13 protein-coding genes are annotated in these 14435 nt (G+C 63.0%); 3 read left to right on the plus strand and 10 right to left on the minus strand.

Annotated features, from left to right (window positions below; genetic code table 11):
- Positions 1 to 64: 64 nt before the first annotated feature.
- The 8 genes from GGI48_RS06670 to GGI48_RS06705 form a co-directional block, all read right to left on the minus strand.
- A complete protein-coding gene (locus tag GGI48_RS06670; RefSeq protein ID WP_103741593.1) occupies positions 65 to 1633 on the minus strand; it encodes a flagellar hook-associated protein 3 in 1569 nt (522 codons plus the stop codon).
- Between the two features lie 13 nt (positions 1634 to 1646).
- The gene (gene flgK, locus GGI48_RS06675) at positions 1647 to 3698 is read right to left on the minus strand and encodes a flagellar hook-associated protein FlgK (protein ID WP_016963128.1); all 2052 of its coding nucleotides are present in this window, start codon (positions 3696 to 3698) and stop codon (positions 1647 to 1649) included.
- Between the two features lie 10 nt (positions 3699 to 3708).
- A complete protein-coding gene (gene flgJ / locus GGI48_RS06680) occupies positions 3709 to 4974 on the minus strand; it encodes a flagellar assembly peptidoglycan hydrolase FlgJ (RefSeq protein ID WP_179597561.1) in 1266 nt (421 codons plus the stop codon).
- Between the two features lie 10 nt (positions 4975 to 4984).
- Positions 4985 to 6094, minus strand: coding sequence for a flagellar basal body P-ring protein FlgI (locus GGI48_RS06685; RefSeq protein ID WP_016963126.1), 1110 nt, complete (start codon positions 6092 to 6094; stop codon positions 4985 to 4987).
- Between the two features lie 15 nt (positions 6095 to 6109).
- Positions 6110 to 6805 carry a flagellar basal body L-ring protein FlgH gene (gene flgH / locus GGI48_RS06690; RefSeq protein ID WP_047302642.1) on the minus strand — a complete coding sequence of 232 codons (696 nt, stop codon included), beginning with the start codon at positions 6803 to 6805 and terminating at the stop codon, positions 6110 to 6112.
- Positions 6806 to 6866: 61 nt separating this feature from the next.
- Positions 6867 to 7652, minus strand: coding sequence for a flagellar basal-body rod protein FlgG (gene flgG / locus GGI48_RS06695; protein WP_016965789.1), 786 nt, complete (start codon positions 7650 to 7652; stop codon positions 6867 to 6869).
- 45 nt (positions 7653 to 7697) lie between these two features.
- Positions 7698 to 8438, minus strand: coding sequence for a flagellar basal body rod protein FlgF (locus GGI48_RS06700; protein WP_016965788.1), 741 nt, complete (start codon positions 8436 to 8438; stop codon positions 7698 to 7700).
- Positions 8439 to 8678: 240 nt separating this feature from the next.
- On the minus strand, positions 8679 to 10232 hold the full coding sequence (locus GGI48_RS06705; RefSeq protein WP_179597563.1) for a sigma-54-dependent transcriptional regulator: 1554 nt from the start codon (positions 10230 to 10232) through the stop codon (positions 8679 to 8681).
- Between the two features lie 305 nt (positions 10233 to 10537).
- On the opposite strand from GGI48_RS06705, the gene phhA reads away from it, so the two are divergent.
- The 3 genes from phhA to GGI48_RS06720 all read left to right on the plus strand — a co-directional run bounded on the left by phhA (position 10538) and on the right by GGI48_RS06720 (position 12951).
- Complete coding sequence (phhA, locus tag GGI48_RS06710; protein ID WP_047302636.1) at positions 10538 to 11329, plus strand: phenylalanine 4-monooxygenase; 792 nt, start codon at positions 10538 to 10540, stop codon at positions 11327 to 11329.
- A gap of 69 nt (positions 11330 to 11398) precedes the next feature.
- Positions 11399 to 11755, plus strand: a complete 357-nt coding sequence (locus GGI48_RS06715; protein WP_007930096.1) for a 4a-hydroxytetrahydrobiopterin dehydratase — start codon at positions 11399 to 11401, stop codon at positions 11753 to 11755.
- Complete coding sequence (locus GGI48_RS06720; protein WP_179597565.1) at positions 11755 to 12951, plus strand: amino acid aminotransferase; 1197 nt, start codon at positions 11755 to 11757, stop codon at positions 12949 to 12951. Before GGI48_RS06715 ends, GGI48_RS06720 begins: the two co-directional genes overlap by 1 nt.
- Before the next feature lie 102 nt (positions 12952 to 13053).
- On the opposite strand, the gene GGI48_RS06725 is transcribed toward GGI48_RS06720, so the two are convergent.
- Both GGI48_RS06725 and GGI48_RS06730 read right to left on the minus strand, forming a co-directional pair.
- A complete protein-coding gene (locus GGI48_RS06725) occupies positions 13054 to 13824 on the minus strand; it encodes an anti-sigma factor (RefSeq protein WP_179601934.1) in 771 nt (256 codons plus the stop codon).
- Positions 13824 to 14330 carry a sigma-70 family RNA polymerase sigma factor gene (locus tag GGI48_RS06730; RefSeq protein WP_179597567.1) on the minus strand — a complete coding sequence of 169 codons (507 nt, stop codon included), beginning with the start codon at positions 14328 to 14330 and terminating at the stop codon, positions 13824 to 13826. Before GGI48_RS06730 ends, GGI48_RS06725 begins: the two co-directional genes overlap by 1 nt.
- Between the last annotated feature and the right edge of the window lie 105 nt (positions 14331 to 14435).

Genomic DNA, 14435 nt, shown 5'->3' on the forward strand with positions numbered 1-14435 from the left:
TTAAAAAAGACGGCTGACGGCTCGACGATCACGGCATTCGAGGCGGGGCTCGAACGCCGTGCACTCAGACCTTGTTGAACAGGCCGAGCTGAGTGATCTTGCTGAAGGCCAACTGCGAGGCCTGCAGCATGGTCTGTTGCAGGGTCAGGCGGGTCATGACTTCGGCCGGATCGGAATCACTGATCGCAGAACGGGTGGTGGCGTTGGCTGACGCCAGGCTTTCGTTGATTTCGTTCTGGGTGGCCAACGCAGAGCCCCGACCACCGATGGAGCTGATACCGATGGACAGTTGATCGACACCACTGGCCAGGTTGGCTATCCCCGAGGCGAGGTCGGCCAACTGCTTCTGGGTCGCCAGGAGGTTACCGTCAGTGGGCGTGTTCAACGCGCTTTTCAACTGACTCACGGTGTCCAGGACGTTCTGGGTTTCGTGATTGTTAACCGCCACGCTGAACTGATCGTTGGCAGCCGGCGAAGGAGCGCCCGTCAGGGTGAAGCTCACGCCTGCCGCAGTGGCAATATTGCCCGGACCGACCACCCCCGAGGACACTGGCTTGCTGTCAGCGGTCAGCGGCGCGGCATACAGGTCGAAGTTGGTGGCGCTGGTGAACTTGAGCACCGCATTGCCGCTCGGGAATGTCGAGTTGTAGGCCACCGGATCAGTCACGCTGGTGGCTGAAACCTGAGTCATGCTCGGGTTGCCCGGAGAACGCGCAACGTTGAAGGTGTCCGGTTTCGACGCCAAGGTGAAGCTGTGTCCCGGCAGCACCGTGTTAGCGACATCGCCGGACTTGAGGTTGACGTTCAGGGTCAGATCGACACCACGGAAACTCACCGTCTGATTCGGCGAAGTATCCACCACGCCGCCCTTGCTGGCCTCAGCGGTCACATCGTTGCCGCTGCCATCGAGGATCTTCAACTGGGTACCGCTGACGAACGACACGGTATAGGGCTCGCCAGCGCGGAACTGGCTGTTGTAGGCGCCACTGTTGCTCATCTGGCCGTTGGACAGGGAAACCCGTCCATCATCCACCGCCGGCGAGGTCATGGTGACCTGGCTACGACTGGTGTTGAGCGCCTGCTGGAACACATCCCAACCGGTACTGTTGGCCGCCATCATCATGGTGTCGCCCACCGGCAGCTTCAGGCTGCTCTGGTCACCGTTGTAGCTGTAGGTGCCATCGGAGTTGCGGCTGAACGGCGGAACATCGTCCTTGGAGCCACCGAAGAGGTACTTGCCGTTTTCGTCCTGAGAGTTCATCAGGCTCAGCAGCTGCTCTTCGATCTGCCCCAGCTCGGAAGCATTGGCCTGCCGGTCGGCATCAGTGTAACCGGCGCTGCCCGCGCCGGTGGCCAGTTCCTTGGCCCGGGCCAGGACGTTGTTGATGCTGGTCATCACCGACTCGGCCTGGCCCAGGGAGGCCTTGATCGAGTTGCTGTTGGCCTTGTACTGATCGAGCAAGGAGGCCTGCTGACCCAATTGCAGCAGGCGGGCAGCACCCACCGGATCGTCGGCGGCGGTCTTGACCCGGACCAGGCTGCTGGCCTCTTCGCTGCTCTTGACTACGTTGGAGAAGTTCTTCTGGTAGTTGGCAGCCGAAGACTCGTAAAACTGGGCGGTAGAAATGCGCATGGGCTACGGCTCCTTAAAGGCTGTTGATCAGCGTGCTGAAGGTTTCCTGCGCAGCCTTGATGATCTGCGAAGACGCGGTGTAGTACTGCTGGAACTTGACCAGATTGCCGGTTTCTTCATCCAGGTCGACTCCGGACAACGAGTCCCGGGCGCCCTTGGCGTTGGCCAGGATGGATCCGTTGGCAGCGGTGTCGAGCTTGGCCTGACTGGCCTTGGCGCCGACGTTCTCGATCAGCTTGCCGTAGGCATCCACCAGGGTGATGCCCTTGCTCGCCGAGCCGGTGTCCACGGTCTGCTTGGTCTGCAGGCCCGACAACGCCAGGCCGTTGCGGTTATCGGAAGAGCCGGCGCCATTCACCGAGATGCTCATGTTGTCGCCAGCATTGGGCGAACCGGCAACGGTCATCTGCACCGTGAAGGTCTTGGTCACCGGTGGCGTGCCGCCGTCGGTGATCGGGTTGCCGCTGGCGTCGAGCATATTGACTTGCAGGTTCAGGACATTGCTCTGCCCCGGCACGATGGAGCCGCTGCCCATCTTGACGCCCTTGGCGTCGAAGTAGTCGTAGGTCTGACTGCCGCCGGACGCCGTATTGAACACCACCTTGACCGGGCCGGAGTTCTTCAGGGCGGTCTGCATTTCCAGTTTGCTGGCGGCATCGGAGTTGTCGATCGGCACCGCCAGGGACGGCTGCGCAGAAATGCTCAGGGAGCTCTTGACCCCGGCGCCGAGCTCGGCCTTCAACGGTGCAGCCAAAGCCAGGCGCTTGGAGTCGGTCATTTCCGTCTGGATGGTGGCCGCGGCATTGCGGGTCGGGATGATCTTGAAGCTGTCACCGGCGGCCACCGTACCCGTGAGGTTCAGCGAGAAACCGTCGATCACCGGCGCAGGGCTGGTGGTCGTGCTGAAGCTGCCCATGTCGGTACCGTCGGAACGCTTGACGCTGTAATCCGTGGCGCTGCTGAAGGTCACCGTGTAGTCACTGGTGCTCAGCTTGCCGGTATCTTTGATCGTCACATTGAAGTTGCCCGAGCCGGCACTGTTGGCGGCGCTGGCCATACTGCGCTGACTGATCATCCGCAAGCTGTTGATGTCGTTGAACAGGTTGCCGCCGAACTCACCGTTCTTGTCGATGCCCTGGGCCATCTGGCTGTTCATCTGGTCGGCAACCACCAGGGCCACGCGCCCCAGTTCATTCATGGCCGGGTCCAGCACTTCGCTGCGATAGCGCAACAGGCCACCAATCTCGCCACCCGTGGTGACGTTGGTGATGTCCGCGGTGCTGGTACCACGATTGATCTGCAGCATGGAGCGGGTCGGATCATTCTTGCCCTGCACCACTTCCAGGGTGTTGGCGGAGTTGCCCATCACCAGCGGCTGGCCGCTGCCCAGGTACAGGTCGAGGCTCGAGCCGCGCTCCGACACCTGAACGCCGATGAACGTCGAAAGCTGGCGCACGGTTTCGTTACGAGCATCCAACAAGTCGTTGGGCATGCCGTTGCCGTTGGTCGACAGCTCGGAAATCTTCTGGTTGAGCTGAGCCACGGTGTTGGCCAGCTTGTTGACCTGGTCGGCCATGCTCGCCAAGTTGCCATTGATGTTGCTGTTCTGCTCGTTGAGCTGGCTGGACACCGAGTTGAAACGGTTGCTCAAGGCCTGGGTATCGCTGAGCAGCAACTGTCGGGAGGCCTCGTCGGTGGGCTTGGCGTTGAGGTTCTGCAGCGAGGCGAAGAACTTGGTCAGGGCGCCGTTCATGCCGGTGCCGTTGTCCGACAGCAACTGGTCGATCGGGCTGATCTGGCCCTGGTAGGCCGCGACGTCACTGTTGAGGGACGTGGCGGTGCGCAACTGGGCATCGAGGAAGCTGTTGTACACCCGGCGCACGTCGGCCAGGGTGGTACCGGTGCCGATGAAGACATTGCCGAATTGAGCGGAGGCCTTGGTGCCCTGCACGGTCTGCTGGCGCGAGTACCCGGCGGTGTCGGCGTTGGCAATGTTGTTACCCGTGGTCATCAACGACGTTTGGCTGGCGGCCAGCCCCGACATCCCGATATTGAGCAAACTCATGATTCAGACCTTATAAATTCGTGGAAACGCCCGCCGCAGCGTAGTTCTGGTAATGCTTCATCTGCTTGGCTATCTGCGAAATCTTGCTAGCGTAATCCGGGTCCGTTGCATACCCGGCTTTTTGCAACTCGCGAACAAACTGTTCTGGTTTATCGGCCACCTTCAGCACTTCTTGATAGCGATTGTTGCTCTGCAACAAGGTCACCAGATCGTGGAAGCTGTCCTGATAGGAATCGTAGGAACGGAACGCCGCCGTCTCCTTGACCATCTGCCCATCGCGGAACTCGCTGGTGATCGCCCGGGCCTGAGCGCCCTGCCAGCTCTTGCCGGCCTTGATGCCGAACAGGTTGTGACTGCTGGTGCCATCCTGCTGGCGCATCACCGATTTGCCCCAGCCGGTCTCCAGCGCGGCCTGGGCCACCAGATAGCGTGGATCGACGCCGATCCGCTGCGCCGCCTGCTGCGCCATTGGCAGCATGGTGGCGACGAAGTCGTCGGCGGAGCTGAAGGCACGCTTGGCAGGTGCCAGCGGCGGCTGAGCCATGGCCCGGCCATACACGCGCATCTTGCCCTGGGACGCGGCATAGCCCTGGTTGACCCGCCATTCGCCGCGCAGCACCGCATCCGCGGCCGCCGTGGTGCGACTCGGCGCAGCGTTCTGAGTGGAAGCATCGGCAACACCGCCGGCCGACGGCACGATCCCGGTCAACAGGCGATCGGTCAGCTTACTTGGCAGCGACAGGCGACGCTGGTTGAGCAGGACCATGTCGTTATGGGCCACGCTGGTCCGCAACGGATCATGGGCTCGCGAAGCCCACAACGGCCGCTGGCCGTTGGACCGGCTCAAGGGACCATCCTGGGCGCTGGTGCCCGCGGCAATCGGCGTCGGCGTCGCTGCCACCACCGGCGCAGCCGCCGCGGGTGGCGTGGCACCCGGCGTGGCCGGCTTGTTCTTCATCATCTGGCGCATCAGCACATTGGCCAGGCCAATACCGCCGCCCTCGCGCGACAGGGACACCGCGAGCTGCTGATCGTACATGTCCTGATACTGCTTGGCGGCCGGAGTATTGAGCGGGTTGTCCTGGGCGATGACATCAGTGGCCTTGCGCATGGACTTGAGCATTTCGTTGAGGAACAGCGACTCGAACTCCTGCGCCACCTTGCGCACGTTGGCCTCGCCGTTCTTGTCACCGACCTTGAGTTGCTGCAGGCGATTGAGGTCGGAATAGGACCCGGAATCGCCGCTGCCAATCAATCCGCTCTTACGTATATCCATGGCCGCCACCTCAAATCACGATCAAGTCGGCTTGCAGCGCGCCGGCCTGTTTCAAGGCTTCGAGAATCGCCATCAGGTCGCCCGGGGCCGCGCCCACCTGGTTCACCGCGCGAACGATCTCATCCAGGGTGGTGCCCGGGCCGAACTTGAACATCGGCTTGGCTTCCTGCTGCGCATTGACCCGCGAACGCGGCACCACCGCGGTCTGTCCATTGGACAGCGGACCGGGCTGGCTGACGATCGGATCCTCGGTAATGGTTACGGTCAGGCTGCCGTGGGTCACCGCCGCCGGCGACACCTTGACGTTCTGGCCGATGACGATGGTGCCGGTCCGGGAGTTGATGATGACCTTGGCCACCGCCTGCCCCGGATCGACTTCCAGGTTCTCCAGGATCGACAGGTAATCCACGCGCTGGCTTGGGTCCAGGGGCGCGGTGACCCGAATCGAACCGCCATCGATGGCCTGGGCCACGCCCGGGCCGAGCATGTCGTTGATCTTGTCGACGATGCGCTTGGCGGTGGTGAAGTCCGAACGGTTGAGGTTCAGGGTCAGGCTGTTGCCCTGGTTGAAACCGCTGGGTACGGCCCGCTCCACCGAAGCGCCGCCGGGAATCCGCCCGGCCGATGGAACGTTGACGGTGATCTTCGAACCATCGCGCCCTTCGGCGTCGAAACCACCCACCACCAGGTTGCCCTGGGCGATGGCATAGACGTTGCCGTCGATCCCCTTCAGGGGCGTCAGCAACAGGGTGCCGCCACGCAGGCTCTTGGAGTTACCGATGGACGAAACAGTGATGTCCACCTGCTGGCCCGGCTTGGCGAACGCCGGCAGATCGGCACTCACCGACACTGCCGCAACGTTCTTCAACTGCACGTTGCCGGAACCGGCCGGCACCTTGATGCCGAACTGCGACAGCATGTTGTTGAAGGTCTGCAGGGTGAACGGGGTCTGGGTGGTCTGGTCGCCGGTGCCGTTAAGCCCGACCACCAGGCCGTAGCCGATCAACTGGTTGGAACGCACGCCGGAAATACTGGCGATGTCCTTCAGCCGCTCGGCCTGAACGCCGAGGGAAGTGGACAGCAACAAGGCCGCCGCCATCAGGTGCTTGAAGTTGAACATGAGGCTTCTCATCACCTAGAAAGGGAACAGCGGACTGAGGAAGAAACGGTCGAACCAGCCAGGCTGGTTGGCATCGGCGAAGGAGCCGGTGCCCGAGTAGGTGATGCGCGCATCCGCGACCCGGGTCGAGGACACGGTGTTGTCGGTGGCGATATCGTCCGCCCGCACCAGGCCGGCGATCCGCACCAGCTCGTCGCCGGTGTTGAGGGTCATCCACTTCTCGCCGCGTACCGCGATGATGCCGTTGGGCAATACATCGGCCACGGTGACGGTGATCGAACCGGTCAGGCTGTTGCTCTGGGCGGCCTTGCTGTCGCCCTTGGTGGCGCGGTTGCCGCTGTAGCCGGCGTTCAGGGTCAGGTCACCGCTGCCCAGGGGGTTGTTGGTATTGGGCACGGCACCGAACAGCGAGGTCAGGCCAACGCTGTTGGAGCTGGTCTTGGTCAGCGCCGAGTTGGCGCCCTTGCTGGCCGCGGTCTTCTCATTGAGGGTGATGGTGATGATGTCACCGACCCGGAACGCCTTGCGGTCGCTGTACAGGTTCTGCTCGAAGCCGGCCTGGTAGATCGAACCGTTGTTGGACGCGGAAGGCAGCGGCGTGCGCGGCAATACCGGCGCGTAGTAAGGGTCATTGGGCTTGGGCGGCGGGGCAACACAGCCCGCAAGCACGGCACTCCCACTCAGCGCTAGAACACAAATAAACCGATTCATGACCCTTCCTCACGATGTTGCCGGCACGCCACGTCAGACCCGTGGCGACCTCAAGACTTGATTACAGCTTCTGCGTTACGAACGAGAGCATCTGGTCGGCGGTGGAGATCACCTTGGAGTTCATCTCGTAGGCACGCTGGGTGGTGATCATATTGACCATCTCCTCGACCGTGCTGACGTTGGACGCTTCCAGGGTGTTCTGCAGAGTGGTGCCGAAACCGTTGAGACCCGGGGTGCCGATCTGCGGCGCGCCGCTGGCGGCGGTTTCCAGGAACAGGTTGTTGCCCTGGGCCTGCAGGCCGGCCGGGTTGATGAAGTCGGCGGTTTGCAAGTTGCCGATCACCTGGGACGCCGGGTTGCCGGCGATGGTGATGGACACCGTGCCGTCCTGACCCACGGTGAAGGTCTGCGCGTCGTTGGGCACGACAATCGCCGGCTCCAGGGCAAAGCCGCTGGCGGTGACGATCTGGCCATTGGAATTGAGGTGGAAGGTGCCGTCACGGGTATAGGCCGTGGTGCCATCGGGCTGCAGGATCTGGAAGAAACCACGGCCGTTGATCGCCAGGTCCAGCGGCTGCTCGGTGGTTTGCAGGCTGCCGGCAGTGAAGTTCTTCTGGGTGCCGACGATGCGCACACCGGTACCGACCTGCAGGCCGGTTGGCAGTTCACTGTCCTGGGTCGACTGGGCACCCGGCTGACGCTTGATCTGGTACAGCAGGTCCTGGAACTCGGCGCGATCACGTTTGAAACCCGTGGTCGAGACGTTCGCCAGGTTGTTGGAAATCACACTCAGGTTGGTGTCCTGGGCGGACAGACCGGTTTTGGCAACCCATAGAGCCGGAAGCATTCGATTCTCCTCTCGCGCCTGTTTTACGGCGCTAGGTACTGGTAATTAGCTGATCTGCAAGACCCGAGCCATGGCCTGGTCGTCTTCTTTGGCGCTGTTCATCATCTTGATGTGCAATTCGAACTGCCTGGACAAGGCCAGCACTGCCGTCATCTCTTCCACGGCATTGACGTTGCTCGACTCCAGGAACCCCGACACCAGCTGCACATTGGCATCGGCTGGCGCCGGCTGGCCGTCCTTGGTCTTGATCGAGCCATCGAGCCCCTTGGTCAGGTTCTTGATGTCCGGATTGACCAGCTTGATGCGATCGACCTCGGCCATGACACGCGGCCCCTCACCCATGGCCCGGATGCTGATGGTGCCGTCCTGGCCCACTTCGATCTTCTGCTCAGGCGGCACGGCAATCGGACCGCCATTGCCCATGACCGGCATGCCGTTGCCGGCACGCAGCACACCCAGGGCGTCGACGTTCAAGCTGCCGGTGCGCACATAGCTTTCGCTGCCATCGGGGCTCTGCACGGCGATCCAGCCCTTGCCGCTGACGGCCACGTCCAGGTCACGACCGGTTTCCACCATGGAGCCGGGAGTAAAATCCGTCGCCGGCCGCTCGCCCATGGCAAAGGCCCGCGCCGGAAAACTGTCACCAAACACCGGCATCGCACGCGCCTGCTCCAGGTCGCGCTGAAAACCGTTGGTGGAGATGTTCGCCAGATTGTTGGCATGAGCCTTTTGCGCCAGTGCATTCTGGCTGGCGCCGGTCATTGCCACATAAAGGTACTTGTCCACAATCGTTCCTCATCTGCCGGACGTTTGCCGCCCACCGCTGTACTGCGAAGCCATAAGCAATAAGCGCACCAAGTTTTTTCGAGAAGGTTTATCCCCAGGCGGGACAGGGCTTTGCCCGGTCCACAGGGAATGCAGAGGGTGGTAGCGGAGACGGAAAAACGGCGGCCTTATGCCGCAAACGGCAAGTAACGGCCCGGATACATGCCCGGCTGCCACCGCTACTCAAGGCTGCGGCAAGGATTACGGCTTGCCGACGTCGTATTCGCGCAGCTTGTTGGCAATGGTGGTGTGGGACACCCCGAGGCGCTTGCCCAACTGCCGACTGCTGGGATGTTCGGCGTACAGGCTTTCCAGCACGGCCTTTTCAAAACGCCCGACGATCTGCTCCAGGCCGCCTTCCAGGGAGAAATCCCCCAGGGGCTGGCGGGCACCGTAGTCCGGCAGGCGGATGTGCTCGGCCTTGACCACGCCGCCATCACACAACGAGACCGCCTGAAACAGCACGTTCTCCAACTGCCGGACGTTGCCCGGCCAGTGGTAGTGACTCAGACGCTCCATGGCGGCCGGCGCCAGCCGCGGCAGCGGGCAGCCAATCTGCCGGCTGGCCTGATCGAGGAAATGCTCCACCAGCGGGGTCAGGCCATCAAGGCATTCACGCAAGGGCGGTATGTGCAGCGACAGCACATTCAGCCGGTGATAGAGATCCTGGCGAAACTCGCCCCGGGCACAGAGCTCGGACAGGTCGACCTGGGTCGCGCAAATGACCCGTACATCCAGGTACACCTCTTCATCGCTGCCCACCCGGCGGAAGCAGCCATCCTGCAGAAAGCGCAGCAACTTGACCTGCAGACGCGGGCTCATCTCCCCCACGCCGTCGAGAAACAGGGTGCCACCGGCGGTCAGCTCCAGCAGCCCGAGCTTGCCCTCCGCCCGCGCCCCTTCGAAGGCCCCGGGGCCGTAGCCGAACAGCTCGGTTTCGGCCATGGACTCCGGCAACCCGGCGCAATTGAGGGCCATCAGTGGCGACTGCCCCCGCGGGCTGGCCAGGTGGCAGGCGCGGGCCAGCAGTTCCTTGCCGGTGCCGGTTTCGCCCTCGATCAGCAGCGGCGCGTCCAGCGGCGCCATGCGCCGCGCCTCACGCACCACCGCCGCCATGACTTTCGAACTCTGGAAAATACTGTCGAAACCGCGCAACTCCTGCTTGCGCACGTTGTAGATGCGCTCACCGACCCGATCCGCCCGGTGCAGGGTCAATACCGCGCCGGCCATGGCCTCGCTGTCGTCGTGCTCGGATTGCAGCGGGGCGATGTCCGCCAGGAACACATCGCCCTTGACCTTGACCCGCAGCCCATTGATCCGCGACTGATTGGCCCGCACCAGCTCCGGCAGGTCGAAATCCTCGGCGTAGCGCGACAGGGGAATCCCCGGCACCTCATCCACCCGTACCCCCAGCAACTGCGCCGCCGCCCGGTTGGCGGCCACGATGGAACCGCCCATGTCGATGGACAGCACCGGGAACTCCAGGGCGCCCAGCAGTGCGTTGAGTTCCATGTGCCGGCGCTCGCTGGGCATCAGCCCGACACGCTTCACACCGAAGACCCCGGCGATGGACTCGAACTTGGGGCGCAGCGCCTGGAACTGCAGATTGATCAGGTTCGGGCAATGCAGATAGATGGCATTGCCATGCTCGCCGCCCACCTCGCCCCGGGCCACGTTGATCCCGTACTCCACCAGCAGATTGAGAATGTCCCGCAGGATGCCGATGCGGTTCTGGCAGTGAACTTTGATGCGCATGAAGAAAGGCCCGAAACGGATAAGGGAAGGCATAAACGCCGAAAGCCGACGCTTTTGACGTCGACACTTGCAAAGTTTCTGCTGGGTGATGCAGATAATCGTCAAGATTATGTGACAGCCATGGGCTTTTTCAAACCTGGAAACCCACAACATGCCGGCCATTCGGGCAAATTCGTAACGAATACTTTACGAATAGGCGCCGAGTGGCCCCTCACAGACACCCGCCGCCTGCTGCAAAGCGTCGCACCCTCGGGTATCACTGGGGTCACACATAACAAGAACGCATCCCCTGGCAGGAGAGCAGCATGAAGCAGACGCAGTACGTGGCCCGCGAGCCCGACGCGCAAGGTTTTATCGACTATCCACCCGAAGAACACGCGGTGTGGAACACCCTGATCACGCGTCAGCTGAAAGTCATCGAGGGTCGTGCATGCCAGGAGTACCTGGATGGCATCGACAAGCTCGGATTGCCCCACGACCGCATCCCGCAGTTGAGCGAAATCAACAAGGTCCTCGGCGAAACCACCGGCTGGCAAGTGGCTCGGGTGCCGGCGCTGATTCCTTTCCAGACCTTTTTCGAACTGCTAGCCAGCAAGCGCTTTCCAGTGGCGACCTTCATTCGCACCCCTGAAGAGCTGGACTACCTGCAGGAACCGGACATCTTCCACGAGATCTTCGGCCACTGCCCGCTGCTGACCAACCCCTGGTTCGCCGAATTCACCCACACCTACGGCAAGCTCGGCCTGCAAGCCACCAAGGAAGAGCGGGTGTACCTGGCGCGCCTGTACTGGATGACCATCGAGTTCGGCCTGGTAGAAACCCCGGCTGGTCGGCGCATCTATGGCGGCGGCATCCTCTCCTCGCCCAAGGAAACCGTGTACAGCCTCTCCGAAGCGCCGGAACACCAGGCCTTCGACCCGCTGGAAGCCATGCGCACGCCCTATCGCATCGACATCCTGCAACCGATCTATTTCGTCCTGCCCAACCTCAAGCGCCTGTTCGACCTGGCCCATGAAGACATCATGGCCCTGGTCCACCAAGGCATGCAGCTGGGCCTGCACGCGCCCAAGTTCCCGCCAAAACCCAAGGCGGCCTGAGCGGTTCGCACTCGCGAGCCGCTGCGAAAGATAGTAACTTCCAACAAGAATCGAACTCAGGAACACACCATGACCGCTCTGAACCAAGCCCATTGCGAAGCCTGCCGCGCCGATGCCCCACAAGTCAGCGACGAAGAACTGCCGGTACTGATCAAGCAGATCCCTGACTGGAACATCGAAGTTCGCGACGGCGTGATGCAGCTGGAGAAAGTCTTCCTGTTCAAGAACTTCAAGTTCGCCCTGGCCTTCACCAATGCCATGGGCGAGATCTCCGAGGCCGAAGGCCACCACCCAGGCCTGCTCACCGAGTGGGGCAAGGTCACCGTGACCTGGTGGAGCCACTCGATCAAGGGCCTGCACCGCAACGACTTCATCATGGCGGCTCGTACCGACGAAGTGGCCAAGACCGCAGAAGGACGCAAGTAATGCATTTCGACGCCATCGGCCGGGTACCCGGCGACCCGATTCTCGGCCTGATGGGGGCCTACGCCAGCGATCCCAACCCGAACAAGTTCGACCTCGGCGTGGGGGTCTACAAGGACGCCCAGGGCCTGACGCCGATCCCGCGCTCGGTGAAGCTGGCCGAACAGCGCCTGGTGGATCGCCAGGACACCAAGATCTACATCGGCGGCCACGGCGATGCGGCCTTCGGCAAGGTGATCAATGAACTGGTGCTGGGCAGCGATTCGCCACTGATCGCCAGCCAGCGCGCCGGCGCCACCCAGACCCCGGGCGGCACGGGTGCCCTGCGCCTGAGCGCCGACTTCATCGCCCACTGCCTGCCGGGCCGTGGCGTGTGGCTGAGCGATCCGACCTGGCCGATTCACGAAACCATCTTCGCCGCGGCCGGGGTCAAGGTCAGTCACTACCCTTACGTGGGCAGCGACAACCGCCTGGACGTCGAGGCCATGCTGGCCACCTTGAATCAGGTGCCAGAGGGCGATGTGGTGCTGCTGCATGCCTGCTGCCACAACCCGACCGGCTTCGACCTCGGCCAGGCCGACTGGCAACGGGTGCTGGAGGTGGTGCGCCGCCGCCAGCTGCTGCCGCTGATCGACTTCGCCTACCAGGGCTTTGGCGACGGCCTGGAGCAGGATGCCTGGGCCGTGCGGCTGTTCGCCGCCGAACTGCCGGAAGTGCTGGTCACCAGTTCCTGCTCGAAGAACTTCGGCCTGTACCGCGATCGCACCGGCGCCCTGATCGTCTGCACCCAGGATGCCGAGAAGCTGCTCGACGTGCGCAGCCAGCTGGCCCACATCGCCCGCAACCTGTGGTCCACGCCACCGGATCATGGCGCCGCAGTGGTCGCCACCATCCTCGGCGATGCCGAGCTCAAGCGCCTGTGGATCGACGAAGTGGAAGCCATGCGCCAACGCATCGCGCAACTGCGCGCTGGTCTGGTGGAAGCCCTGCAACCCCATGGTCTGGCCGAGCGCTTCGCCCATATCGGCGTGCAACGCGGGATGTTCTCCTACACCGGCCTGAGCCCGGCTCAGGTGCAGGCGCTGCGTGAACAGCACAGCGTGTACATGGTCAGCTCCGGCCGCGCCAACGTGGCCGGGATCGACGCCACCCGCCTGGACCTGCTGGCCCGCGCCATCGCCAGCGTCTGCAAGGGCTGATCCCTCTGCCGGCATGCCCGGCCTCTGCACCGCGGTGCCGAGGCCGGGCTTGCTGCCCCAGTTCGCAAGCCCTGGCTCCACCCTCGCAACAACGCCCCCGCCTCAAAGATCTTTCTGGATCAACTGCCCCAGCGCCGCCAGCTCGCCCTGCTCCAGGTCCGACACCAGGATGAAGCGCAGGTGATTGCGCCGCCAGGCCACCAGGTTATAACCGCGCAAGGAGAGGTTTTGCGCCGCTGCATCGGCATCCGCCGTAGGCAGGATGAACAGGTTGATCAAATGCCGCCCATGGCCATAGGTCAGGGCCGCCGTACTTTGCTGCTGCAGGTAGTCCAGGCGCCCGCCCAACAGCACATAGCCCTGCTGACTGAAGTCGAAGACCGGCGGGGCAAAATCCAGCTTGCCGGTGAACCAGGGCTTGACCGTATGCCGGTCCGAGGACACCACGTCATTCAAGTGATCGACCATCAGCGAACGCACATGGCTGGACACCGCCTCATCCAGCCATGGCCGCTCGGCAGAAGGCGCCGCCAGGTAGAGCACCAGGGACAGGGCCAGCGCCAGGGTCGAAAATCCCGGGGCCAGCCAGCGCCGGCCGCCAGGTCCCAGCCAGCGCTGGAGCAACCCCGCAGGAGGCGACGCCGGGGCCTCGATACTGGCCCGCAGGCGCCGGGCCAAGCCTGCCGGCGCCTGGTGATAGGGCAGGTGAGCCTTGAGCTGCGCCACCAGGCGCCGGGCATCGGCATATTCACCGGCACATTCGGCACAGTGATGCAGGTGCTCGGCCACCTCGGCGGCGGCATTGGTTTCCAACTCGTTGTCGAGGTAGCCATGCAGCCAGGCCCGACAGGTCTTGCAGTCGATGGCGTGGATCATGGCCGGGACTTCTGCAGTTGCTGCCGGAGCATGGCGCGAGCCCTGGCCAGGCGCGACATGACCGTCCCCAGGGGGATGTCGACGATCTTCGCAATGTCCTTGTAGGGCATGTCTTCCAACTCCTTGAGCACTATCACCTCACGAAACACCGGAGCCAGGGCCAGCAACGCCTGTTGCAACTGCGCCGCCTCCTGCCCCTGGATCAGTTGCCATTCCGGGGTGCGCCCATCGGCCAGGGCCGGCTCGTCCTCGCCACAGGCCTCGTCGAAAGCCACCGCCCCCTGGCGCGCCGCAGCCTTGAGCCAGTTGTAGCTTTCGTTGCGCACGATGGTCAGAAACCATGCCTTGGGATTGCCGCCGTCAAAACGATGGAGGAACTTCACCGCGCGAAACGCGCTTTCCTGAACCACGTCCTGGGCCGCGCTGTCGTTATCGGTCAGCCAGCGCGCGAGGTTATAGGCCGCCTTCAGATGCGGCAGGAACAGTTCCTCGAATCGCGTCATGGTGGCTCCGTTTCCTTTGCAGCCTATAACGGTGAAAGCCGGCGTTTTATTCCCGAAATAAAAATTCGCCTTCCCCGGAATAAAGCCCGGCACCGCGCGGTTTTA

The organism is Pseudomonas protegens (genome assembly GCF_013407925.2).
GTDB classification, from domain to species: domain Bacteria; phylum Pseudomonadota; class Gammaproteobacteria; order Pseudomonadales; family Pseudomonadaceae; genus Aquipseudomonas; species Aquipseudomonas fluorescens_AP.